The sequence below is a fragment of the Acidobacteriota bacterium genome, from assembly GCA_030697165.1.
Taxonomy (GTDB): domain Bacteria; phylum Acidobacteriota; class Vicinamibacteria; order Vicinamibacterales; family UBA2999; genus 12-FULL-67-14b.
This window is the reverse complement of the sequence record JAUYQQ010000003.1, coordinates 138,883-163,531: the sequence shown is the minus strand read 5'-3', so window position 1 is coordinate 163,531 and position 24,649 is coordinate 138,883. Positions and strand designations below refer to the sequence as shown.

The following is a 24,649-nucleotide window of genomic DNA, read 5'->3' as shown; positions in this document are numbered from 1 at the left end:
CCCAAAGAGTGCCGCAGTGAGCCTATAAGCCGAATTCTGTCCCGCGACGCCCTTGCGAGCGCCGCGAGGGTAACCATTCCTCTAGCCCCGACATTACTGGCGGGGTCGAGCAACCTACCCGGAGACCTCAGGCGGGCCGCCTGTGGCGGTCCCCAGCTTGCGCCGGGGGGCCTCGTCTCCCTATTTGGTCTTGCTCCGTGCGGGGTTTGGCCTGCCACGCTTGTTACCAAGCGCGCGGTGGGCTCTTACCCCACCATTTCACCCTTACCCTTCGACTCGGGACGACGGGCCTCACGGCCCGCCGCCCCTCGCTCAGGGCGGTATATTTTCTGTGCCACTGTCCGTCGGGTCGCCCCGCCCGGGAATTACCCGGCGCACTGCCCTGTGGAGTTCGGACTTTCCTCTCCCGCCAGCACTTCTCACCTCGCGGCAAGGTTACTGATGGCAGCGGTTACCCGGCTCACTGCAGCGTAGCTAGTTCGAATCTTTCTCCTGCGAAATCTGGTACTGCTCGAGCTTCTTGTATAGATTACTGCGCGGCGTATCGATGACCTCGGCGGTCTTCGAGATATTCCATCCATTCTCCCTCAACCGCGCCACCAGGTACGCCCGTTCCGATCCCGACTTGAACTCCTGGAGCGTGGTGGCCTGCAGCCATGCGGGCGTCGCCGCGCCCGCCACGGCCACGTCGCCGTCGGCACCGGCCCCGGCCCCGGCGGCCAGCATCGGCGCGTCGCCGCGGATGGCGCCGCCCTCGGGGATGTCGCGGGCGTCGATTGCCTCGCCACCGGTCATGATCATCAACCGCTCGACGAAATTGCGCAGCTCGCGAATGTTGCCGCGCCAGTGCTGCTGCTTCAACCGCTCCATGGCGGCGGCGGTAAAGGTCTTGCGGTGGAAGTTGTTGTCGCGCGCGAACAGGTCGGCAAAGTGGCGGACCAGCGCCGGGATGTCGTCGCGGCGCTCGCGCAGCGCCGGCACGTGGATCGGCACCACGTTGAGGCGATAGAACAGGTCTTCACGGAAGGTGTGGCGGTCGATCTCTTCCTCGAGGTTCTTGTTGGTGGCGGCAATGACCCGGACGTCGACCTTGATGATGCGGTTGCTGCCCAGGCGCTCGAGCTCCTGCTCCTGCAGCACGCGCAGCACCTTCGCCTGCGTCTTCAGGCTCATGTCGCCGATCTCGTCGAGGAAGATCGTGCCCTTGTCGGCCTGCTCGAACTTGCCGATCTGTCGGTCGGTCGCGCCGGTGAACGACCCCTTTTCGTGGCCGAACAGCTCCGACTCGATCAGCTCGTCGGGAATGGCGGCGCAATTGACTTGGACGAACGCGCCATCGCGCCGCAGGCTGTCGCGATGAATGGCGCGCGCCACCAGCTCCTTGCCGACGCCACTCTCACCCCAGATCAGCACCGTGGCATTGGTCGGCGCCGCCTTCTGGATCGCGCTGCGGACGACCGCCAGCGAGGGTGAGTCGCCGACGATCTGATAGCGCTTCTCGGCATCGCGCCGGTAGTGCTTGTTCTCGCTCTTGAGCCGGCGGGTATCGACCGCGTTGCGCGCGGTCAACAGCATGCGGTCGCGTTCAACCGGCTTTTCGATGAAGTCGAACGCGCCGAGCCTGGTGGCTTCGACCGCGTTCTGGATGTCGGCATTCCCGGTGATGATGACGATGGGGGTGACGCCGACCATGTGGTGGAGCTTCTGCAACACCTCGAGGCCGTCCATGCCCGGCATCTTGATGTCGCAAAACACCAGGTCCGGTGATTCCCGCTCGACCAGCTTGACGCCCTCGTCGCCGCTCGCCGCGAGCATCACCTCATACCCCTCGTATTCAAGCGTCATCTTGAACGAGTCGCGAATCGCGACATCGTCGTCAATCACGAGAATGCGTGGCTTCACCGCTGCTCCGTGCGAACGGTGCGAATCGAGCGAGTACCGGCGTCGGGGTCATACAGGAACACGGCCAGGATGTCGCCCGGCTGGGCGGCGCCCACCACGCGGCGGAACCCGGCGATCGAGTTCACCGGCTGGCGGTTGAGCTCCAGGATGATGGCGCCCCGCTCGATGCCGGCGTCGTAGGCCAGCGAGAGCGGCTCGACCCGCTGCACCAGCAGGCCGGTCATGCCGGAAGGGATGTCGAAGCGGTGGGCGTTGCTGTCGTCGATCTCGATCAGACTCAGCCCGAGTTCGCCCGGGCCGGTACGCTGGACCGAGCGGTCGGCCGGCGACACCGGCGTCTCCTGCGCCCGCTGCGGCCGCTCGGCCAGCTTCACCGACACCTCGCGGGCGCGGCCGTCGCGCACGTAGGCCAGGCGCGCGCTGCTGCCCGGCACGCGCTCGGCAATGTCGCGGATCAGGCCATCGTGGGTCTGCACCGGCTGGCCGTCCACCGACATGATCACGTCGTACGGGCGCAGGCCGGCGCGCGCGCCGGGCGAGCCCGCGGCCACGTCCTGGACCAGCGCGCCTTCCCCTTGCGGCAGTTTGAGCGAGGCCTGCAGATCGGGATCGACGTCGCGCAGCGTCACGCCGATGTAGCCGCGCTCGACGCGGCCGAGCTTCTTCAACTGCGGCAGGATGCCACGCGCCTGGTTGATCGGAATCGCGAAGCCGATGTTGTTGGCCTGGCGGCTGATCGCCGAGTTGATGCCAATCACCTGGCCGCGTCCGTTGATCAGCGGCCCGCCGCTGTTGCCGAAGCTGATGGCGGCATCGGTCTGGATGTAGTTGTCGAGGCTCGCGTCGAACAGCTTGCGGCCAATGAAACTGACCACGCCGACCGTCACGGTGTGCTCGTACGCCAACGGATTGCCAATGGCGCAGACCCATTCGCCGACCCGCAGGCCGCTCGAATCGCCGAGCGGGGCGTGCGGAAACGGCGTGGCTCCCGAGACCTTGATCAAAGCAATGTCGGTGTCGGGATCGGATCCCACCACCTCGGCGCGCAGGCTGCGGCCATCGGCCAGCTTCACGGTCAGCCGCTCGGCGCCCTCGATCACGTGGTGATTCGTCAGGATGTGGCCGGCGGCGTCGATCAGGAAGCCGGTGCCGGTCCCGCGCCGGGGCGCCTCGTTGCCGCGACGGCCCAGGTCAAACGGGTCGCCGTCGCGCGGCGCGCCCTCCTGGAGCAGGCGGCGTGCCCGCCGGCCGCGGGCCGTGGCGTCGATGTTGACCACCGCCGGGTTCAGCCGCGCGGCGATGTCGGCGAAATTCACGGGCCCCGGGCTGAACCGCTCCACGGTTCCGGTTCCTGCCGGGCCGGACTCCGCGTCACCGCGCGCCTGGAGGGTCGACACGCCGGCACCGGAGGCGTCCAGGCCAGCCTCACTTCCCGGCACGGCCAGCCGCGGCGTCGACAGGATGACGCCTACCAGGAGGCCGATGATGCCGGTGAGCGTGGCGATGATCCACGCGAACTGCCGCGTCATGATTCGATCATTATACGGCGCAAGAACGCCTCTTCATCGAGCGTCTCAATGCCCAGTGCGCGCGCTTTCTCGGTCTTGCTTGCCCCCGGTTCCGTGCCGGCGATGAGCGCCGTGGTCTTCTTGCTGACCGAACCGGTGACCTTTGCGCCAAGCGCCTCGAGCCTGGCCTGCGCGTCTTCGCGCGACATCGACGCCAGCGTGCCGGTGATCACGAAGCTCTTGCCCGCCAGCGGCTGCGGACCAGCCGGCGCCACCTTGCGCTCGCCGGTCATCTTCAGCCCGGCTGCCTGCAGCCGCTCGACCAGCTCGCGGTTGCGCGGTTCGTCGAACCACGTGCGAACCGCCTGGGCCAGTACCGGCCCGATCTCGCGCACCTGCTGCAAGGCGTCGAGCGACGCGGCCTGGATCTCGGCGACCGACCCGAAGTGGTCGGCCAGCACCTGCGCGCCGCGCTCACCGACGTGACGAATGCCCAGGCCATACAACAGCCGCCACACCTCGTTGGCCTTCGACTTCTCGATCTCGCCGATCACCTTGGCGGCGGACTTCTTGCCCATCCGCTCGAGGCTCTCGAGCCCCTCGGGCGTCAGGTGATACACATCGGCCAGGCTCTTCACGAGGCCCGACTCGGCCAGCTGGCCGACCAGCGACTCGCCCATTCCCTCGATGTTCATCGCGCCGCGCGACGCGAAGTGCTCGAGCCCGCGCCGCAGCTTGGAGGGGCACGAACTGTTCTCGCATCGCCAGACGGCCTCGTCTTCAGGCTTGTGCAGCGGGCTGTTGCACACCGGGCAGGCGGTCGGCATCACCCACGGCGCCGGGCGGTCGGCCGCCTCGGGGTGCGCGGGACCCACTACGCGCGGGATCACATCGCCGGCCTTCTCGATAATCACCATCTCGCCCGGGCGAATGTCCTTGCGGATGATGTCGTCGGGGTTGTGCAGCGTAGCCATGGAGATGGTCGATCCGGCCACGACCGTCGGTTCGAGCATGGCAAACGGGGTCGCCGCGCCGGTGCGGCCGATGTTCACCTCGATCCGGTGCAGCATCGCCACCTTGCGCTCGGCGGGAAACTTGAACGCCGTCGCCCACCGCGGAAACTTCGACGTCGTCCCCAACCGTTCGCGAGCCGCCAGGTCGTTCAGCTTGATGACGACGCCGTCGGTTTCGAAGGCCAGCTGGCCGCGTTTCTCGCGCCACTCGTCGCAGAAGACGATCACCGCGTCAATGCCGTCGCACTCACGCCAGTGCGGCTCCACCGCCAGTCCCCAACTCTTGAGATCGCGCAGCATCTCCGAATGCAGAGACGCCCCGTCCGACCCGCCCAACCCGCCCGGTGACACCACCTGGTACAGCCATGCCGACAGTCCGCGCTTCGACACCAGCGCGGGGTCGAGGTTGCGCATGGTGCCGGCCGCGGTGTTGCGGGCGTTGGCGTACAGTGGCTCGCCCGCGGCTTCCTGCTCTTCGTTCATCCGCTCGAACGCCTGCTTCGGCAAGTAGACCTCGCCGCGAATCTCCAGGCGACCCTCCGGACCGTTCTTCAACGCCAGCGGGATGGCGCGCACGGTGCGCACGTTCGCGGTCACGTCCTCACCTCGCGACCCATCGCCGCGCGTCGCCCCGCGCACCAACCGGCCGTGATCATAGGTCAGGGCAATGCTGAGGCCGTCGATCTTGAGTTCGGCCACGTACCCCGGTGATCTGTCGAGCGCCAGGCCCTTGCGCACACGCTCGTCGAAGGCGCGCAGGTCTTCCTCGTTGTAGGCGTTGTCGAGGCTGAGCATCGGCTGGAGATGATCGACCGTGACAAAGCCTTCGGCCGGACGTCCGCCGACGCGCTGCGTGGGTGAGTCGGGTGTGACCAGTTCGGGGTGAGCCGCCTCGATCGCCTTCAGCTCGTTCATCAAGGCGTCGAATTCGGCGTCGGAGACCCGCGGCGCCGCGTGCAGGTAATAGAGCTCTTCGTGCCGCCGGATCTGCTGTCGGAGTTGGTCGGTGCGCTCGGCGGGAATCATTCAATGCCTTACACGGAAGCACTGAAGCACATAAAACTCAATGGTTGGCGGTGTTTCCGTGATTCTGTGTTTCAGTGCGATGCATTTCTACCGGTCTCGTAGCAGAACGTAGTCGGCGAGCCCCATCAGGGCCTCGCGCTCGCGGCTGGGCGAAAACTGCCGCAGCTGGCGCTTGGCGGTCTCGCCAAACTCCACCGCGCGGGCATAGGCGTAATCAAGCGATCGGTGCTCCGCCAGCAGCGCCTTGATGCGCGCCCAGTTCTCGGCGCTGACGTCGCGATCGCGAACGGCGTTGCGGATGAGGTCGCTCGCCTCGGCGCCGCCGTGCTCGAGCAGGTGGATGATCGGCAGCGTGATCTTGCCTTCGCGCAAGTCGCCGCCCACCGGCTTGCCAATGACTTCAGCCGCGCCGGTGAAGTCGAGCAGGTCGTCAACCAACTGGAACATCGTGCCGAGGCCGAACCCGTACTCGCGCAGCGCCTGTTCTTTCTCGGCGCCAACCTCGCCCAGAATGCCGCCGATCTGCGCGCAGCCTCCAAACAGGTAAGCGGTCTTGCGGTGGATGATGTCGAAATGCTCGTTCTCGGTGAGATCGACCACGCCGTTCTTGGTGAGCTGATAGAGCTCACCTTCGATCATGCGCAGCGTGACATCACACAGCAGGCGCACCACGTCCAGCGAGTCCTGGGTGAGCGCCATGGCCATCGACTTGATGTAGAGAAAGTCGCCGGCGAGCACCGTGACGTCGTTGCCCCATTGCGCGTGCGCGGACTTACGCCCCCGCCGCACCTCGGCATCGTCGATGATGTCGTCGTGCACCAGCGTGGCGGTGTGAATGAACTCCACGACCGCGGCGTTGGTGATGGCGCGCGGGCCGGAATAGCCGGACAGCCGCGCGGCCATGAGCAGCACAGCCGGACGCACGCGCTTGCCCCCGCTCTTCTGCAGGTAGTTGCCGATCTCCGGGATGATATGGATCTGCGACTGGACCTGCATCGCGAACTCACGCTCGACCGCAAGCAAGTCTTCGCGTACGGGTTCGAACAGTTGGATCAGGTCCGCTTGGGTCCGGGGTGCGGCATTGGACACGTGGCCTCAATCTCACCATAGGCAGAGGGCGGTGTCAACGAAAGGGAACGCCTGTTAATGCTTGCAGGGGCGAGCTTTGCAGGAATCCTACGGCCGGAACAGTGCGTCAAAGTTGTGATCGGTTTCGGCGGCGACGACCGCTGGCGCCACTCCACGGGCCGTGGCGACGTAGTCGACGACCTTGGCCACGTGGGCCGGCTCGTTCCGTTTGCCGCGGTACGGCACCGGCGCCAGGTAGGGGCTATCGGTTTCGACGAGCAGGCGGTCGGCCGGCACCCGCGTGAGCGCAGCTCGCAGCGCCTCGGCCTTGGGAAAGCTCACCACTCCGGGAATCGACAGGTAGAACCCGGTCGCCAGGGCGCGGTCGGCCGCCGCCGAATCGCCGGTGAAGCAGTGGAACACACCACGCAAGTCGGTGCCGCCCTCTTCGGCGAGGATGCGGAGCGTGTCATCTTCTGCCTCGCGCGTATGGATTACGATCGGCAAATCGCGGCTCTTCGCCAGCCGCAACTGGGCCCGAAACACCGCCTGCTGCACCTCGCGCGGGGAGAAGTCGTAGTGGTAATCGAGACCGATCTCGCCAATCGCCCGCACCGCCGGCAGCGCGTCGAGGCGCGCGACGACGGCGGTCGCCGACGCCTGCGGATCGGCCGCGTAGTGATTGGCATGGTGCGGATGCACGCCCACGGCGAAACGGCACTCGGGCCATGCCGCTGCCACCACCGGGACGCGCGCGAACTCCGCCTCGTCTTCGGCCGCCAGGATCACGAGCGCGCGCCGCACGCCGGCCGCGCGCGCGCGCGCGACCACCTCGACGAGATCGCCGGCGAACTCCTCGCCGGCGATGTGGCAGTGTGAGTCAGTCACGTAAGGTCCCGCTAACAGGAGATCAGGAGGCCAGGAGCATTTGGGTTAGGTTCTCCTGAACTCTTGATCTCCTGTTAGACGCCGCCTGATCTGCTGGGTCATTGCTTATTCAGCCCCGTCATCCAGTTCAGCACGACCACGATCGGCGCGGTTCCGTCCAGCACCGTCGGCGTGGAGACGATGAGAAAGCGGCGCCCGTCTGGTGTGATGTCGTAATTGTGCGGCGGCAAGTTCAGCAGGCCCTGAAACAATACCTGGGGCACGCCGGCTCTGAAAGCGCCTCCCGGAACCGCGCCTGTCAGATCCACTGCCATCAGCGTACCGCCACTGTCGAAGAACAATTCCTTCCCGTCCAAGCGCCAGCGCGGGTAGTAGCCGCTCGTTGATGAAATCTGCCACTTACCCCCGGCGAGTGGAAAGCTCTGCACGAACACCTGGGCCTGCCCGCTCTCATCCGACGTGTAGGCAATCCAGCGTCCATCAGGCGAAAACGAGGCCCCGAACTCACTGAATGGAGTCGCGACCACGCGTGCCGGCTTGGCGTCTCCGACCAAGGGCAGCACCCAGAGGTCTGCCTTCGTAACGGGATCGTCTTCCTGATACAGAATATATCGGCCGTCCGGTGACCAATCGTTGATCAACTTGTTGAACGGCGTCTTCAAGAGCAACTTCTCGACCTCGGTTCCACCGGCGTCCTTCACGTAGAGGTTGAACACACCACCGTCGCGGTTCGAGACAAAGGCGATGCGCTTTCCGTCCGGAGACCAGACCGGGACGTTGTCTGCCGCAGGATCGAAGGTGAAGCGGGTGCTGCTGCCTCGTGCAAGGTCATCAATCCAGATATCGCCACCGCCCTCTGCCCGAAACACGGCGAGGCGCGCGCCGTCAGGCGACAGTCTGGGATTTTCGTACATGCTTGCCGGCTTGACGCTTGGCTCAACTTTTCCGGTGCGATCAATCCAGGTGAGCTGACGACCACCCGTGCCCCCGCTCCGATAGGCAAGCACGCCATTCTGCGAGACCGTCATGCCACCCGTGCCGGTGGACGGGCCCGAACCGACGCCCTCGGCCACTTGAAATGAGTCTCCAGACATCTCGAATGTGATCGGATCGAGCCGCTGCGCCATCAACGTACTTTCGCGCAGAAACAGGAGCAGGTTCGGCGAGGCAAACTCCGGCTTGGTCGTGGCGGCGACCAGAAATTTCCTGTCTTTTGAATTTAGCGAGCCCACGTAGATGCCGGTGTTCTCCGGCTGGCTGCTTTGGACCAGGTATAGAAAGTGAATGCCATCAGGGAGAAAGCGCGGGAACAGATGAGCCGTCTCGCCGCGAGATCGGTCCAACTCCGACACCGATGCTTGCGGGCCACCCGACGCAGCGATGCGTATCAGGCCACCGTTCGCCACCGGCGCGAACAGGATGACCCCTTCACCATTCCAGGTACCTCCACGGCCGCCGCCAGCATCAGCCACGGTCTGTGGAGTAGCACCGAGCGTGTCCACCTTCTTCAGCTTGCCATCGGCGAAGAACCCGACGTGTCGGCCGTCGGCCGACCAGAATGGGTGTGTGCCGCCTTCGGTTCCGGGCAACATCATCCCGTTCACGCGCTCGATTGGGCGCAGCCACAGTTTTCCGATCCCTTCCTCCGTGACGCGCGCCACCAACTGGCGGCCATCAGGGGATAGCGCCAGCATCAACGGCGGGACGACGCCCGAAGAATCAACGCGTATTTCGAACGTTGCCTTTGGAGGATCGGCTTCACGACGCCACGGAGCCCAGAGCACGACGGCGGCAACGGCGACGATGGTCGCGAACGCCGCCACGATCCACGGAGCCTTGGACGCTGACCCCGGCGCGGCGATCACCGTCGCAGGCGCGGCGGGGGGAGCCTCGTCCGCCCTCGCGTTGACATCGTCCATCTCCAGACGGGCATCGCCGATCGAACTCAGTCGCCGCCGGGGATCCTTTTCGAGACAGCGCCGCAGCAAACGTCGCAGCGGCGTCGGTAAGTCAGCCGGAAGCGCCGTCCAGGCGACATCGTCTTTCAGCACGGCCGCCAGCGTGATCGAAACATCATCGCCCTCGAACGCACGCTGACCCGTCAGCATCTCGAACAGGACGACGCCGAAGGCCCAGATGTCGGCACGGCGATCGACGGCGCGGCCGCGCGCCTGCTCCGGCGCCATGTAGGCGGCGGTGCCGAGAATCAGGCCCATCTGCGTGGCGTGGACGCTGAGCGTCGGCGAGTTCATGGCGTTGGCGCTCGAGCCACCCGCGGGATCCAGCGCCTTGGCGAGGCCGAAGTCCAGCACCTTGACGGTGCCGTCGTCTCTCACCTTGATGTTCGCCGGCTTCAGGTCGCGATGAACGATCCCGGCCTCGTGCGCGGCGAGCAGGGCCTCGGCAATCTGCCGCGCGATCGCCAGCGCCTCGTCCAGAGGGAGCGCGCCGGTCGCCAGCCGGTCTGCCAGCGTCGGCCCTTCCACCAGCTCCATGACCAACGCCATGTGGCGTCCGGCTCCAGCCGGACCAGCGGGGTTGGTCTCTTCCACCCCGTAGATGGCCGCGATGTTGGGGTGGTTCAGCGACGCCAGGACCTGCGCTTCGCGGCCAAAGCGCGCCAGGCGGTCGGCATCGTCGGCAACCGATGCGAGCAGCACTTTGATCGCGACGTCTCGATTGAGCTTCGAGTCCCGGGCACGATACACCGCGCCCATCCCTCCGGCGCCAAGTTCGGCGACAATGTCGTAGTGACCGAGACGGGAACCTGGAGACAGGGGCATTCGGGGGACGCGCGCCGATTCTACACTACGGCGATCGGTCGCAGGAGATCAGGAGATCAGAAGCATTTGAGGAAGTTTCTCCTGATCTCTTGATCTCCTGTCTACCTCACCCGGGTGCCCGGTGTCGCGGGTTCGACGTTCAGCACGATGGCGGCGCCGCCGTCGGGGCTGGCGGCCAGCACCATGCCGTTCGACTCGAGGCCCATCATCTTGCGGGGCGCGAGGTTGGCCACGATGACGACCGTCTTGCCGACCATGGCTTCGGGCTCGTACGACTCGGCAATGCCGGCGAGAATCGTGCGAGGCTCGGCCTCGCCCGCGTCCACCGTCAGCTTCAGCAACTTTTGCGACTTGGGCATCCGCTCCGCTTCGAGGACTTTCGCGACCTTCAGCTGAATCTTCATGAAGTCGTCGATCGTGATCAGGGCGGGTGGGGCTGGTGGGGCTGGTGGGACAGGTTGGGCGGGTTGGGCGGGTTGGGCAGGTTGGGTTGCCGGGGTCGCAGCAATTGCCTGACCGGCCTCACCCGCCTGACCAGCCTGACCAGCCTGACCAGCCTCACCCGCCTGACCAGCCTGACCCGCCTTATTCTCTTCCGTCACATTCACTCCCTTGTCTGCTTCAATGCGGGGCCACAGGGCGCCCGCGTTCAGAACCTGCTTCTCACCTGACGCGCGCCAGGCGGTGTCTTTGTCGAGCCGGCGGTCGGAGGCCGGCGCAGAATCGCCGAGGCGGCGGAGGATCTCGGTCGCCGACGCCGGCATCACCGGTGACAACAGCACTGCGGCAATGCGCACCGCTTCAGCGGTATCGGCGAGCACGCCGTTCAGGCGGTCGGCCTGGCCCGGGTCCTTCGCCAGCGCCCACGGTTGTGTCTCGGCAATGTAGTTGTTGGCGGCGCTGACCAACCGGAACGCCGCCGCGGCGCCGTCGTGCAGCGCATGCACGTCCATCGCGGCTTTATAGGCAGCCACGTTCTCGGCCGCGATGGCGGCCAGTGGGCCGCCGCCGGCCGCCCGGATCGCCCCCTGCTGGTAGCGTTCCGTCATCGACGCGACGCGGTTCACCAGGTTGCCCAGGTTGTTGGCGAGGTCGGCGTTGTACTTCTCCTCGAACCGCTCCCAGGTGAAGTCGCCATCACCGCCGTACGGGATCTCCTTGGCGAGATACAACCGCAGCGGATCGGGGCCGAAACGCGACGCCGCATCCAGCGGATCGACGATGTTCCCCATCGTCTTGCTCATGCGCTCGCCCTTGAAGTAGACCCAGCCGTGGCCGAACACCTGCTTCGGCAGCGCGACGCCGGCGCTCATCAGCATCGCCGGCCAGATCACGCAGTGGAAGCGCGTGATGTCCTTGCCCACCACGTGCAGGCTGGCCGGCCACCATTCCTTGAACCGCTCCTCGTCCCATCCGTAGCCCACCGCCGCGGCGTAGTTAATCAGCGCGTCGAACCAGACGTAGACCACGCTGGATGGATCGAACGGCACCGGAATGCCCCACGATTGACCGGCGCGGGTCATCGAGATGTCGTCGAGGCCGCCTTCGACCAGCCGCAGGATCTCGTTGCGGCGAATGTCGGGCTCGATGAAGCTGGGATGCTCCTGGTAGTGCTTCAGCAGCGGCTGCTGGTATTTCGACAGGCGGAAGAACCAGTTCTTCTCCTTGATCCACTGCGGTTTCGTGTTGTGGATCGGACAGTTGCCGTCCACCAGGTCCTTCTCCTGCTTGAAGGCCTCGCAGCCGACGCAGTAGAAGCCCTCGTACGCGCCTTCGTAAATGTCGCCGTTATCGAGACATGCCTGCGCCATCTTCTGCACGGCCGGAAAGTGGCGCTTCTTGTCGCTGGTGCGAATGAAGTCGTCGAACGACACGTCGAGGCGCTGCCACACCTCGCGGAACACGCCTTCCATCTCGTCGCAGTACGCGAGCGGGTCCTTCCCCTGCTCGATCGCCTTGCGGTAGACGTTCTGCGAGTGCTCGTCGTTGCCCATCAGGAAATGAGTGTCGAACCCGGCCAGCCGCCGGTAGCGCGCGATGATGTCGGCCGTGACCTTCTCGTAGGCCGTGCCCAAATGCGGCCGGCTGTTCACAAAGTCGATTGCGGTCGTCAGAAAATACTTCATCGCTCCAGCCATGCCTTCTGCGCCAACGCTTGAATCTCCTTGATTGGGATGCTCCGCTCGGCCGCCAGTTTCGCCAAGTCCTCGAACTCGGGTTGCGCGTTCACGATCTGGCCGTGGCGGCGCGCCACCTTGAATCGCACCGGCCCGACTGCCGTGCCGACGCTCACCATCTCGCGTTCCAGGCAATCACGAGACATCTCGTGGTAGCGCACGCCAATGGTGGTCGACTCGCGGAAGACGATCTCGCAGAGCGTCTCACGGTCGCCGGGCCGGGCCACGATCGTCATCAGCGTGCCCGGGCGGTTCTTTTTCATTTGCACCGCCGAGTAGAACACTTCCAGCGCGCCGGCGGCGTACAGCCGGTCCATCAGGTGGCCAAAGATTTGCGGGTTCATGTCGTCAATCTCGCACTCGAGGACGACGACGGCATGCGCCTGGGTGCCGTGCGCGTCCACCTTCGCACTCGGCGCTACGGCGGACAAGTGGAGCTCGGCATCCTCGCCTACCAGGACCCGAACCACGTTCGGTGTCTCCGGCAGATCCCGGTCGCCAGCACCGTAACCCACGCTCGTCACCCGCATGGCCGGCACCGGACCAAAGCTCGCCGCGTACTCCGTCAGGATCAACGCGCCGGTGGGCGTCAATAGTTCGGCCTGGATGCCCGACGAGTACACCGGCGCATCCTTCAGCAGGGCGACCGTCGCCGGCGCCGGCACGGGAAAGACGCCGTGCGCCGAGCGGACCATGCCGCCGCCCACGTTCAGGGGGGACACGACGACCCGATCCGCCTTGAACCACTCGATCGCGAACACGGCGCCGACAATGTCGATAATCGAATCGATGGCGCCGACCTCGTGCAAGTGGACCTGGTCGATCGGCAGGCCGTGAATGGCCGCCTCGGCTGCTGCCAACCGCCCGAACATGGCGATCGCCCTCGTTTTTCCCCCATCCGACAACGCCGACCGGCGAATCGCCGCCGCGATCTCTTTCAGGGTGTGATGGCCGTGCGGGTGTGAGTGGGCGTGGGTGTGGTTGGCCACGCCTGCATGAGTATGCGTGCGGCTTGAGGTCCGGCTAAAGCCGGACGCCACATCGGCATCGCCGGACGCCACATGGCCCGATTCGATGACCCGAAACTTGGTGGCGGTCACGCCGGTCTTGATGACCCTGTCGACGGACACGTCCCAGCCGTCAACCGCCAGGCTGCCGAGCGCGCGCTTCAGCTCGTCGAACGGCAGGCCGGCGTCGACGAGCGCCCCGAGAATCATGTCGCCCGCCGCGCCGGCGAAGCAGTCGAAGTAGAGAATCGTCACCGTTTAGATTCTTCCTTGAAGCTGAAGTACGTCCCGTCGCCCAGAATGATGTGGTCGGCCAACTCGATCCCCAGCATGTCGCCGGCCACGGCCAGGCGGCGCGTCAACAGCCGGTCAAACGTGCTCGGCGACGGGTCGCCCGACGGGTGGTTGTGAAATACCACCACGCTCGCCGCCGACGCGGCGACGGCCAGCCGGTAGATATCCCGCGGTTCCGCCACGGTCCCATCGAGCGTGCCGGTTGACACCACCGCGGTCCGAATCAACCGATGCTTCTGATCCAGCAGCATCACGCCCACCCGTTCCACCACGTAGCCGCCAAACCGCGGCATCAGGTAGTGCGCGGCCTCCTTGATCGTCAGGAACCGCGGCCGATCGGGGCTGTCGCGGGTCAACGTGCGCCGGCCCAGTTCGACCGCCGCCAACACCCGCGCCGCTCGCGAGGCGCCGATCCCCGGGACCCGTTCCAGGTCGTCCATCCCGAGCCGGGCCAGGCTGGACAGGCCGTCGGCCATCGCGATCACATCCTGCGCCACCGCCAAGGCCCCTCGCGACCGCGTGCCGGAACCAATCACCAGCGCCAGCAACTCGTTGTCGCCGAGCGCGTCGGCGCCCGCCCGTGCCAGCTTCTCCCGCGGACGGTCCTCCACCGGGACGCTCGCCATCGTGGCCGACCCATCATGGTAGCTGATTGAGGCGCGTTCTGCCGCGATCGCGCGGCGGCGGCGCGGCGACGCTGTCGTATACTCGTCGGACATGCTTCGTGTCGCTCGCCGCCTGGCGCTGGTCATCCTCACCCTCCTCACTGCCGCGTGCTCCGAACCCCCGAATAAGGAAATGAACCTGGCCCAGGGCGCGATCGAGGCGGCCCGCGCCGCCGGTGCCGAACGGTTCGCGGCTGACGAACTCAAGGCCGCCGTCGACGCGCTCGTTCGCTCGAACGAGGCCGCGGCCGGCGACGACTACCGGCAGGCCCTGAGCCACGCGATTGACAGTTTCGAGCGCGCCCAGAACGCCGCGAAGCTGGCGGTGGAAGGCCGCGCCAACGCGCGCGGCGAAGCCGAACGCGCGGTGGCCCAGGTCGCCACCCTGCTGGCCACTGCCGAGACCCAGTTCAAGGCCTCGCCGCTACCCGCCCGCAGCCTGGCCGCACCGAAACTCACGATCGACGTGGCGACTGTGGCCTTGCAAAAGGCGCGCTCAGCACTGGAGAAGGAAGACTACCTGGCCGTGGCACCGGCGCTCGAGGGTACCGCCGTGGCGCTTCAGGCCGCATTGGCGCAAATCGACCGGCCGCCGGCCGCCACGCCGGCGCGCCGCAAGCGCTAGGGCGCGTGCCCCGAGATCGCGATTCCCGCGATCCCAACCGCCGTTCGCTGTCGCGATTTCTGCCTACGAGAGGTCGGCGTGAGACGGCACCCAGTGGCCGTCGACCACCACTTCGGCCCAGCCCGTCAGGAACACGCCGTCGCCGGTCCACTCGACCCGTTGCGTGCCGCCTGGGGCCATGACCTGGATGTCGCGGGCCGCACCGCCATGGGCGATGGCGGCAATGGCCGATGCGCAGGCGCCGGTCCCCGAGGCGTGGGTCGGCCCGACGCCGCGCTCCCAGATCAGGATGCGCACGCGGTCCGGCGCCTCGACCACGGCAAACTCGACGTTAGTACCTTCAGCGAAGCGCGGATGCGTTGCCAGCGCCGGCCCCAGCCGGTGAAACCGCGCGAGGTCGGGCAGTTCCTTCACGAGCGCCACGCACTGCGGGTTGCCAACGGCCAGGGTGGTCACTTTCAGCCGCTCGCCGGCGGCGTCCAGCGTCTCTTCGGCGACACGCTCGGGGTGTCCCAACGCAGCGCGAAAGGTGTAACGACCGCCGCTGCGCCCCACCAGTGACAGGGTTTTCCACCCGGCGTCGGTGTCGACGCGCACTTCGGTGAGGGGCGCGAGGCCGCCGGCTTCCCGTTGATGCATCACCAGCGCGGCCAGGCACCGCAAGCCGTTGCCCGACAACTCCGACGGGCTGCCGTCGGTGTTGATCAATTTCATCCGCGCCGTGCCATCCGGAGCCACGGTGTAGTAGATGACGCCGTCACCCCCGAGACCCGAATGCCGATCGCACAACCGCCGCGACAGTTCGTCGAGGCGCAGCCCCTCGACCGGTTCGGCCGGGACGAACAGAAAATCGTTTCCGTAGGCGTGGGCCTTGGCGATCGACAGCATCAAGGCACGCGGAACGCGTTGAAGACCCACGTCAGGCCGGCGGTGAAGCCAACCGCCGGGTCGTACGAAGTCAGCCCGAGGTTGAGGCCGCCGTCGAGGCGCACCGCGCTCTTGGTGTAGCGCGCGCCAAAGCGCAGCAGGCCACGATCCTCGGCGCCCGGGGTGACGATATCCGCGAAGTTCGCGCGGCCCACAAACTCGCCGACCAGCTCGGTGTTCTGGCTGATGGCACGCGCCACCGACAGGCTGTAGATCAGCAAGTCATCCTGCGCGACCGCTTCGGTCGGGCGGCCGATCATCAACAAGCCAATGTTCGCGACCACGCGCACGGATTGAATGGTCTTGCCAATGGTCAGGGCCGACGCAAAATCCTGGACGTCCTTGCCAAGACCGGACTCATTGCCCGCGTTCGGCAACCGCGTGGAGAACCAGCTGCCCATGGCGGGCCGGCGCGCGGTCTCGGACAGCAGCCTCACCTTCGCGCCGATGCGGATGTCGCCAAAGTCGTTGGTGCTGTCGCCGTCGATCTGCAACAGGTACGCGAGGGGCGCGCCCGAGGACCGTTCCGTGATGTTGAGCTTCTGATAGATGCCCCAATCGAACTGGATCTCGGCGATCGAGCTCACCCCGAGGCTGAGGCCAAACGCCGGCATCGTCACGTGGTTGCCGCGCAGTCCCGAGACAGGGAAAAGGATGTCGCGCTGGTAATCAATCCCCGTTTCGATCAGGGCGCGCCCGGAGCCGATCGTCTCCGGATCTTCGGTTTGCAGCGGCCGCTGCTGCGCCAGCGCCGGCGAGGCCGCCGCCATGCCGAGCACAAGTAGGGTGGTCGTGAAGGTTCGCATCATGGGCTTAGAACGTTTTCCTGCTGTCGAGAAGAATAGTCACGGGACCGTCATTGACCAGCGACACCTGCATCATGGCCTGGAACTCTCCAGTGGCGACGCGCAGGCCACTCGCCGACAATTCTCGCACGACCTCTTCGTAGAGCGCGCGGGCAATCTGCGGCGGAGCTGCCGAGGCGAACGATGGACGCCGGCCGTTACGGGCGTCGCCCGAGAGCGTGAACTGCGACACCACGAGCACGCCGCCCTGGAGGTCGAGCACCGATCGGTTCATCTTGCCGTCTTCGTCCGCGAAGATGCGCAGGTCACGAACTTTTGACGCGATGTACTGCAGATCGGTTGGACCGTCGCCTTGCTCAACCCCCAGCAGCACGAGCAGGCCCTGGCCGATCTCGCCAATGACCCGCTCGGCAACGGTCACGCTCGCCGAGGTCACGCGCTGAACGACAGCTCTCACGGTTTGACGGGAACGGTGGGCCGGGACAGCATCAACGGGATCAGCGGCACATCGGCCGGCACATCGTCGAACTCCTCGAGCTGGGTGGCGATGGCCTGGGGCACCTCACCTGGCGGATTGAGACGCCGATCGAGCAGCCAGCGCGGCATGACGTTCGCCAGCGCCTTGATCATCGAGTTCTTCACGGCCGGATGTTCGCGTTCGAGCTCCGCGATCAGCCGCTTGACCCGTTGCCGCTGCAGACTGAGGTCGCCGCACGCCGGGCAGCAGCAGCCAATGATCGGCAACTCGCGCTCCTTGCAGTAGGCGCGCGCCTCGGCCTCGGTGACGTAGACGAGCGGACGAATCACGACGTGGGCGCCGTTGTCGGAGGTCAGCCGCGCCGGCATGGCCTTGAGGGCACCGGCGAAGAACAGGTTCAACAACGCGGTTTCGACGAAATCGTCCAGGTGGTGGCCCAGGGCGATCTTGGTGGCGCCGGTCTGCTTCGCCATGCGGTACAAGACGCCACGGCGCAGCCGCGCGCACAGCGAGCAGGGCGTCTCGTCGCTGTCGAGCTTGTCGTCGATGACGGCGCCAATGTTGGTGTGCTCGCTGTAGAACTCCCAGCCGCGCCCGCGGCACGCCTCGCCAACCTGCTGGTGCTGGTAACCCTCGTACCCCGAATCGACGTTAACAGCGACCAGTGAGAAGTTGATCGGGGCGCGCTTTCGCAGCTCGTCCAGGATCTGGATCAATGCCCAGCTGTCCTTGCCGCCCGACAAACCGACCATGACGCGGTCGCCGTCTTCAACCAGGTTGAAGTCGGTGATCGCCTTGGTGGTCTTCTTGGCGAGGCGCGTTTCAAGGGGCGAACGATATGCCATGACCAACTCGATGTTAGCAGGGTGTCGTAGATCTGGCGACCTGGCGATTTCGTGACATGGCGATTACGACACGACCGCTACAGCAACAGCTTCTGAATCGCTCCCGACCACGTCATCTGCTTCGCCACGTCCAGCCCGGCCTCGCCCATCCGCGCGGCGAGGTTGCGGTCGTCCATTACGCGGCGCATCGCGGCCGCGAGCGCTTCGGGCGTCGGTGCGGTGACGTAACCGGTCTCGCCGTCACGAACGAGCTCGGCCGGCCCCCCGCTATCGGTGCAGGTGATCACCGGCTTGCCGCACATGTAGGCCTCGACCGTGACGAAGCCGTAGTCTTCGTTGAACGGCGGGAACACCACGCCGCGGCAGCGCGCCAGGTGGTGCACGAGACCGGCTTCATCCAGCCGCCCCACGAACTGGACGCGATGCTCGAGCTCGAGATGGCTGCGCAGCTTCATCAAGGCGGCAAGCTCGGCGCCTTCGCCGGCAATCACGCACTTGATGCCGGCCGCCATGGGTTCAGCCAGCGCGCGCAAGACCAGGTCAAAGCGCTTGAGCGGCGACAGCCGCGACACGCCGAACAGGTAGTCCCCATAGGTGTCATGACGGTAGTCGCGCTTGGGCGGCGGAGGATACAGCACGTCCGACGAAATACCGCCAAACTGCCGCAGCCGCGTCTGCACCGTGCCCGAAATCACAAACCGCCGTTGCATCCGGGCAAACAGGTGTTGGTCGACCCGGTGGATGATGGCGCGCCGGGTGCGCTCTTTGATCCGGCCTTTCCACGACAAGTGCGAGCTGAACTGCCCCCACAGATCGTAGTACTCGCGCATGCGGTGGTTGAGCCACAGCACGTGCTTCGGATGCTGCACCGCGAACCCGGGGAACCGCAGGCTGATGACCTGGTCGACCTTCTGCTCCTCGTGCGCCATCTGCACGTCGGTGCACCACGCGGCCAGGTAGGCGCTCGCCTGCTGCCCGAACCGGTTCTGCGGCGTGACGATCAGGCCCGCTTCGTGGCCCTCCTCCTTCAGCGCGCGCACCAGCTCGCGCGCCATCACCAGGTGCCCGCCCTCGGCAAACGGCGGGCTCGACGTCACGACCGCAATCGTCGCCACTACGGCGCGTCCCCGTAGGCCGGAATCAGCCGGACCATGACACCCAGGAAGCGGCTGTCGCTGGCCCCCGACTCGAACATCGGCACGAAGCCGGTCGCGGACCCAATCGACAGGCTGTAGACGTAGTTGGTCGGGTAATCGGGATGGTACTTGTACGGCGCGCCGCGCGGCATCGCCACCTCGAAGGTCTGCTGCGAGTTGGCGGCCATGTCGACCACCTGGCGGCCCGCGCCCGCATCCACGGTCACGCGATTGGGCCGAGGGCCGGTTTCGAGAATCACCGTCAACTTCGCGATGCGCAGCGATCGGGCTTCTTCCACACCCGCGGCCTGCGATTCCGGCGCGATCGGCGCGCGCAGCAGGAGGTCGGCCGTCGATTCGCCCTTCACCCAGAACGCATCGCCCTCGCGGTTATAGATGTTGTCGTCGATGAAATAGGCAAAGATCGGCGGCGTGCTCGGGGTGCCGCCGAGCGGCTGCCGCGTCCGGTCCGGCAGCACGTTCACCGGCAAATCGTTGACCATCGTCAACTCGATCGGCAGCCGGCGGAACAGCCCCGACTTGCTGTGCTCGGCCGGGTGGGTGGAGGCATAGAACGGATTGGAGACAATCCGCATGACGAACATCCCGCTGATCGCGAGAGTGACCAGGCCGGCCACCGCGGTCTGCAGCGGCGGGACCAGGAACAGGAACACGCCGTACGTCCCGAGAAAGTAGCGATTGCCGACCGGGCCGCCGCCGCCAGACCAGGTGAACGGCATGTACAGCAGCAACGCGACGGCGGTGCCCACGCCGCCCGCCAGGGTCAGCCACTGCCACATGGCGCGGTCCCGCGTCGCGGCCAGGAACAGGATGATGGCCATCATGCCGGGGAAGAAGTAGATGGCAAACCCGGTGTGACGGCCGATCACGAAGTAGGCGAGGTTACGCCGGAACACCTCGAGCAACGCATCGCGCGTGAACAACACTTCGAAGGAACCGCCACCGACCCGACCCAGGCCGACCGAGTCGAACGTCTTGGCGTCGTTCTGGTACGGAAAGCCGCCCGTAAAGTTAACGCCGTCGCGGCTGTAGAACGTCTTGCGCTCGCCGCCCTGGTAGTTCCATTCACCGGTCAGCGCAATGTTGAGGGCGAACAACGCGGCTACGACCACGCCAAACGAGGCGCCGATCTTCATGGCCCGTTGCCCCTGGCCCCGCAGGAGCGCCGACACCAGCAGCGGCGCGATCAACAGGACGTTGGTGGGCTTGGCGAAGGCGCCCACGCCCAGCAGCACCGCGGCGACCACGTCCGAGCGCGGCCCGAGCAGCCAGCGGGTCCGCCACGAGGCGAGCTGGTCCTCGGCGATGGGCGCAGCCACTTCCTTGTAACACCAGAAGTAGTAGCCCATCAGGACGATGGCGAAGATGAAGAAATCGGGTGCGAGCTGCACCATATAGATCGGCACGAGCGAGACGAACAGGAACGCGAACGCGAACACCAGGGCGCCCACCGGGTGACTGCGCGCGCACAAGAACGAGTAGGCGCACAGGAAGCACAAGGTCATCAGGAGCGCGTGCAGGACCAGGAACCCGTTGGTACCAAACAGCCAGATGAAGGGGGCGGCCGCCAGGGGATAGATATAAGCCTTGGCGTAAAACAGCCGGCCCTCGCTCCCGCGCTTGAGAAACAAGCCCTCTGGTCCGGACGGAAACTCCTTCCAGACCCGTGCGAGATCGTCGCGGCGGTATTCGAAGTCGAGATCGGTCGCCAGACTGTGGCCCAGGGTGTAGTAGGTCGCGGCATCTCCGAAGAAGCCGCCCGACGCCTTTGCCACGTCAACCGACAGGGCCCACGTCAGCAGCACGACGCCAATCGCGGCCGTAGTGCTGGCACCGAGGCGCCAGGCCAGGCTCCGGTCCCGCAACCGCGTGGCGACGTCGTGATCCAGTGTCATTGCGCCCCGGTCCGGCTAAAGCCGGACACCACATTGGAGTTCCCGGTCCGGCTAAAGCCGGACGCCACAGTGAAGTCCATCATCGTTCGGTGGTCAGGAAACTCAAGTCGGCTTGCAGGATACCCGCTCGGCCGGTCGCGCGCGAGGTTTCGTGCAACATCACATAGAGCCGCTCCATCTTGCGGACGAACGCGGCAATATCGTAACGGGCGCCGGTCTTGCGGGATTGGGCGCCCAGGGCAGCGGCCAGTTGCGGCTCCTCGACCAGCCGGCAGATGGCGTCGGCCAGGCGGCCGGCACTGGCCTTGGGCACGACCAGGGCGTCGCGGCCATCGGTCAGCACGTCCAACAGGCCATCGGCGTCGGTCGCGACAATCGGTTTGCCCATGGCGAGGGCCTCGAACATCGTGAGCGGCGTGCCTTCCCACAGCGACGGAAACACGACGATGTCGAGGGCCGAGAGCGCGGCGGCCACGTCGCGCGTGAAGCCGGTGAACACCAGCTTGTCGCCCAAATTGAGCGCCCGCGCCTGCGCCTCCAGTTCCGGCTGCAACTCGCCTTCGCCGACAATGAAGAACCGCGCATGCGGATGCTTGGCCAGGACCTTGGGCGCGGCCTCGATCAGGTATTGATTGCCCTTCGACGGCATCAAGCGCGTGATGGTGCCGAGCGCCATCGTGCCGGGGGCAATCCCGAGGGCCTGCTTTGCCTTGGCAATCTCTGCGACACTGCGGGGCCGCGCAAACTCATCGAGCGGCGCGCCGAGGTAGACCACCTTCGTCCGTTCGGCCGGCATCAGCCGGGCGCGGGTGGTGAACTCCCCCGTCGACTCCGACACTGCGATCGCCAGGTCGGTGTGCGGCGCGAGGATCTTGTCGGCGACTTTCTGGAACCACGGCGTATCGGTATGGTTCGCGTGCTCGTGCAGGATTGCCGGAATCCCCATCCGCCACGCGCACAACCGCCCGAACGTTGTCGCGCCATAGCCGTGCAGGTGCACGAGGTCGGCCTGCTTGTCGCGCAGCACCTTCAGCATTGCGGTGAACGTCGCCGGATCGAACTTGTGCCGCGCCATGTAGGTGACGTCAATGCCGAACTCTTCGAGCGTGTCGGCCGACAAGTCTTTCTGGCGCAGGCTGATCAGCGAGACGTTGAAGCGCGAGGCATCGAACCGCGGGATCATCCACGCAAACAGCCGCTTCACGCCGTGCATGCGCGACCCTTCCCACCCGAGGTGGTCGCAGACGTGGACGATGTTTAGTCGCCGGGAGTCGGGCTCGCCCGCCGAAGCCTTGGCGGAGGTGGGAGTCGGGAGTCGGGAGTCGCTCACAGCAGTCCCTCACTCCGATACCAAACGGCTGTCCGGTGTATGCCTTCTTCGAGGTCAACCTTAGGTGAGAAGCCCAGTTCCGTCTTCGCCCGGGTGGTGTCGAAGGCGCGGCTCTTGGTGTAGAAGTCCACGCGACGCCGGAAGATGGGCGGCTCGATCCGTAGCGGCACGCACACCATTTCGCAGAGCAAGCCGGCCGTCCAGAACGGCCACACCGGCCAATGCCGGGCGGGCGGCGCGACGTCCAGGTCCTTCGCCACCATGCCGACCAGGGCCTCGAGTGTCGTGTAGCGCGGACCGGCGAGGAGGTAGGTGCGGCCGGCGGCGCCGGGCACCGTGCCGCACAACCGGAAGCCTTCCACCAGATCCTCGACAAAGGTCAGGTGATAGAACACCTGCCCATCGCCGATCATCGGAAACTTGCCGCGCGCGAGGCCACGAAACATCTTGAGAAAACGCAGGTCGCCCGGGCCGTAGATGCCGATGGGCCGCGCCACCACGACCTCGAACCCGGTCGTCCGGCCAAACTCCCGGGCCAGCGTTTCCGCCTCGAGCTTGGTCTCCTGATACACGTCCCCGGGATTGAACGGGGCGTCTTCGTTCGCGGGCGGGTTCGCGACGTGCCCGTGCACGCCGCCGGTGCTGCAGTGCACGACGCGGCGGGCACCCGCGGCCCGGGCGGCCTCGAGCACGTTGCGCGTGCCGTCGACGTTGATCGCGCGATACGCCGAGTCGGGTTGGCCGGCCTCCCGGTAGGTGGCGGCAATGTGATACACGACCTCCACGCCTTCGCTGGCGCGGCGCATGGCGGCGGCGTTGGTGAGATCGCCTTCAGCAGCTTGCACGCCCGCAGCGGCGAGCGGCGAACGATCGAATCGCGCGCGGCTTTTCGGCCGCACCAGGGCGCGAACCTCGTCCCCGCTGGACGCCAGCAGTTTCGCCAGGTAGCCGCCGGTGAATCCCGTGGCCCCGGTCACCAGCACTCTCACCGGCGCGCCAGCTCCCCCGACCCGACATTCAGGCGCGGGTCGCCCGCCAACCGTTCGTAGGCTTGCGCGGTGCGCCGCACGTACGATTCGCGGCTGTATTTTTCCTGCGCGACGATCCGCGCCGCGGCCGACAACCGCTCCCGCTGCTCCGGTTGCTCAACCAGTTCCAGCACCGCTTCGGCAATGGCCTCGGCGTTGGGCTCCACGAGCCTGGCGATCGCCGGCGTCAGCACCTGGGTGTGGGTCAGCAGATTCGTCGCGACGATCGGTTTACCCGATCGCAGGTAGGAGTAAATCTTCAGTGGCGTGTTGGTGCCGCGAATGCGTGGCGAGACCAGCAGATCGGCGGCCTGCACGAAGCCGGGAATCTCCCGGGCCGGCTGCTGCCCGGTGAAGATCATGACCGCCGCCGCGCCGCGCGCCTCGGCCTGGGCCCTGGCCGCCGCTACTTGTGCCGGCTCGCCGCCGACGACGAGGACGCGCGTCTCGGGCCGGCGCCGTCCAATAATCGCCGCGGCCTCGATCAGCACGTCGACGCCCTGGTAGGCCTCGAAGGTGCCGGTGTAGAGCGCCAGCGGCGCCGAGGCATCGATGCCCCACGTCCTCCTGACGTCGGCCGGGGTGCCGGTTGGCGGGTCGTCCACGTCGCCACCCATCACGTTCTCGATCAGCAGCGACCGCTCGCCCGCGCCCATCTCGGTCACGGTGTCCTGCAGTTCCTGGCAGATCGTGATCACGACCTGCGACTTGTGAACCATCTGGCTTTCAGCCCACGTGAACAGCGTACGCAGAGCGCCCGACTTGCTGTACTTGAAGTTAGTAAGCTGCTGCGGCAGGCTCGAGTGCATGTCGTAAAGATGCGGCACGCCCAGCCACTTCGCCAGCCACACGCCGAGCAACCCCATTTCTTCGTGCGAGTGGATCGCGTCGTAACGCTCGGCGATCACGCGCCGCAAGACCGTGAAGACCATCAGACCATCAAGCAGCAGCTTGGTGGGCGACGGGCCGATGCGCACCTTGTTGACAAAGGGCGGACGCAGCGATCGGAAAATCCGCAGGTTAGGCAGCGCGACATCCCGGCCGATCGGATAGGTGACCAGATCGATCTGGTGACCGAGTTCACCGAGCGTCTTGATGCGGTGGTATTCGCTGAACGGGGTGCCGCGCGGCTCGAAGAACGGCTCGGGCGCGAGCATCAGGATGCGCACGCGTCATTATATCTCTCTGAGCCTAATGCAGTTAGGGTAGAATCGTGGTTTCAATTTT

The 24,649-nt window shown here is 66.1% G+C and carries 19 protein-coding genes and 1 other RNA gene; 1 reads left to right on the top strand and 19 read right to left on the bottom strand.

Annotation, left to right across the window (positions count from 1 at the left end):
- Positions 1–9: 9 nt before the first annotated feature.
- The 10 genes from rnpB to radC form a co-directional block, all read right to left on the bottom strand.
- An RNA gene (rnpB, locus tag Q8T13_03535) (RNase P RNA component class A) lies at positions 10–467 on the bottom strand.
- Positions 468–474: 7 nt separating this feature from the next.
- Positions 475–1,902: a sigma-54 dependent transcriptional regulator gene (locus tag Q8T13_03530; GenBank protein ID MDP3716819.1), complete on the bottom strand. Its 1,428-nt coding sequence runs from the start codon at positions 1,900–1,902 to the stop codon at positions 475–477.
- Complete coding sequence (locus Q8T13_03525) at positions 1,899–3,431, bottom strand: trypsin-like peptidase domain-containing protein (GenBank protein MDP3716818.1); 1,533 nt, start codon at positions 3,429–3,431, stop codon at positions 1,899–1,901. Before Q8T13_03525 ends, Q8T13_03530 begins: the two co-directional genes overlap by 4 nt.
- Positions 3,428–5,449, bottom strand: coding sequence for an NAD-dependent DNA ligase LigA (gene ligA, locus Q8T13_03520; protein MDP3716817.1), 2,022 nt, complete (start codon positions 5,447–5,449; stop codon positions 3,428–3,430). Before ligA ends, Q8T13_03525 begins: the two co-directional genes overlap by 4 nt.
- Before the next feature lie 87 nt (positions 5,450–5,536).
- Entirely contained in the window at positions 5,537–6,538 is a 1,002-nt protein-coding gene (locus Q8T13_03515; protein MDP3716816.1) for a polyprenyl synthetase family protein, read from the bottom strand.
- Between the two features lie 87 nt (positions 6,539–6,625).
- On the bottom strand, positions 6,626–7,405 hold the full coding sequence (locus Q8T13_03510; GenBank protein ID MDP3716815.1) for a TatD family hydrolase: 780 nt from the start codon (positions 7,403–7,405) through the stop codon (positions 6,626–6,628).
- Between the two features lie 98 nt (positions 7,406–7,503).
- On the bottom strand, positions 7,504–10,188 hold the full coding sequence (locus Q8T13_03505) for a protein kinase (protein MDP3716814.1): 2,685 nt from the start codon (positions 10,186–10,188) through the stop codon (positions 7,504–7,506).
- A gap of 101 nt (positions 10,189–10,289) precedes the next feature.
- Complete coding sequence (metG, locus tag Q8T13_03500; protein MDP3716813.1) at positions 10,290–12,314, bottom strand: methionine--tRNA ligase; 2,025 nt, start codon at positions 12,312–12,314, stop codon at positions 10,290–10,292.
- Positions 12,311–13,627 carry a nickel pincer cofactor biosynthesis protein LarC gene (gene larC, locus Q8T13_03495; GenBank protein ID MDP3716812.1) on the bottom strand — a complete coding sequence of 439 codons (1,317 nt, stop codon included), beginning with the start codon at positions 13,625–13,627 and terminating at the stop codon, positions 12,311–12,313. Before larC ends, metG begins: the two co-directional genes overlap by 4 nt.
- On the bottom strand, positions 13,624–14,385 hold the full coding sequence (gene radC, locus Q8T13_03490) for a DNA repair protein RadC (protein ID MDP3716811.1): 762 nt from the start codon (positions 14,383–14,385) through the stop codon (positions 13,624–13,626). The genes larC and radC overlap by 4 nt, the downstream gene beginning before the upstream one ends.
- On the opposite strand from radC, the gene Q8T13_03485 reads away from it, so the two are divergent.
- Complete coding sequence (locus Q8T13_03485) at positions 14,384–14,956, top strand: hypothetical protein (protein MDP3716810.1); 573 nt, start codon at positions 14,384–14,386, stop codon at positions 14,954–14,956. The two genes, radC and Q8T13_03485, sit on opposite strands and share 2 nt — an antisense overlap.
- A 63-nt stretch (positions 14,957–15,019) precedes the next feature.
- On the opposite strand, the gene dapF is transcribed toward Q8T13_03485, so the two are convergent.
- From dapF to Q8T13_03440, 9 genes are all read right to left on the bottom strand, one after another.
- Entirely contained in the window at positions 15,020–15,844 is an 825-nt protein-coding gene (dapF, locus tag Q8T13_03480; GenBank protein ID MDP3716809.1) for a diaminopimelate epimerase, read from the bottom strand.
- Positions 15,844–16,692: a hypothetical protein gene (locus Q8T13_03475; GenBank protein ID MDP3716808.1), complete on the bottom strand. Its 849-nt coding sequence runs from the start codon at positions 16,690–16,692 to the stop codon at positions 15,844–15,846. Before Q8T13_03475 ends, dapF begins: the two co-directional genes overlap by 1 nt.
- A 4-nt stretch (positions 16,693–16,696) precedes the next feature.
- Positions 16,697–17,146 (bottom strand): D-aminoacyl-tRNA deacylase, encoded by a 450-nt coding sequence (gene dtd, locus Q8T13_03470; protein MDP3716807.1) that lies wholly within the window; start codon positions 17,144–17,146, stop codon positions 16,697–16,699.
- Positions 17,143–18,012 (bottom strand): tRNA 2-thiocytidine(32) synthetase TtcA, encoded by an 870-nt coding sequence (gene ttcA, locus Q8T13_03465; GenBank protein MDP3716806.1) that lies wholly within the window; start codon positions 18,010–18,012, stop codon positions 17,143–17,145. The genes dtd and ttcA overlap by 4 nt, the downstream gene beginning before the upstream one ends.
- A gap of 77 nt (positions 18,013–18,089) precedes the next feature.
- The gene (locus Q8T13_03460) at positions 18,090–19,127 is read right to left on the bottom strand and encodes a glycosyltransferase family 4 protein (GenBank protein MDP3716805.1); all 1,038 of its coding nucleotides are present in this window, start codon (positions 19,125–19,127) and stop codon (positions 18,090–18,092) included.
- Positions 19,127–21,064, bottom strand: a complete 1,938-nt coding sequence (locus Q8T13_03455; protein MDP3716804.1) for a hypothetical protein — start codon at positions 21,062–21,064, stop codon at positions 19,127–19,129. The genes Q8T13_03460 and Q8T13_03455 overlap by 1 nt, the downstream gene beginning before the upstream one ends.
- A 79-nt stretch (positions 21,065–21,143) precedes the next feature.
- Positions 21,144–22,394: a glycosyltransferase family 4 protein gene (locus tag Q8T13_03450; GenBank protein ID MDP3716803.1), complete on the bottom strand. Its 1,251-nt coding sequence runs from the start codon at positions 22,392–22,394 to the stop codon at positions 21,144–21,146.
- Complete coding sequence (locus tag Q8T13_03445) at positions 22,391–23,371, bottom strand: NAD-dependent epimerase/dehydratase family protein (GenBank protein MDP3716802.1); 981 nt, start codon at positions 23,369–23,371, stop codon at positions 22,391–22,393. The genes Q8T13_03450 and Q8T13_03445 overlap by 4 nt, the downstream gene beginning before the upstream one ends.
- Positions 23,372–23,379: 8 nt before the next feature.
- Positions 23,380–24,591 (bottom strand): glycosyltransferase family 4 protein, encoded by a 1,212-nt coding sequence (locus Q8T13_03440; protein MDP3716801.1) that lies wholly within the window; start codon positions 24,589–24,591, stop codon positions 23,380–23,382.
- Positions 24,592–24,649 lie beyond the last annotated feature (58 nt).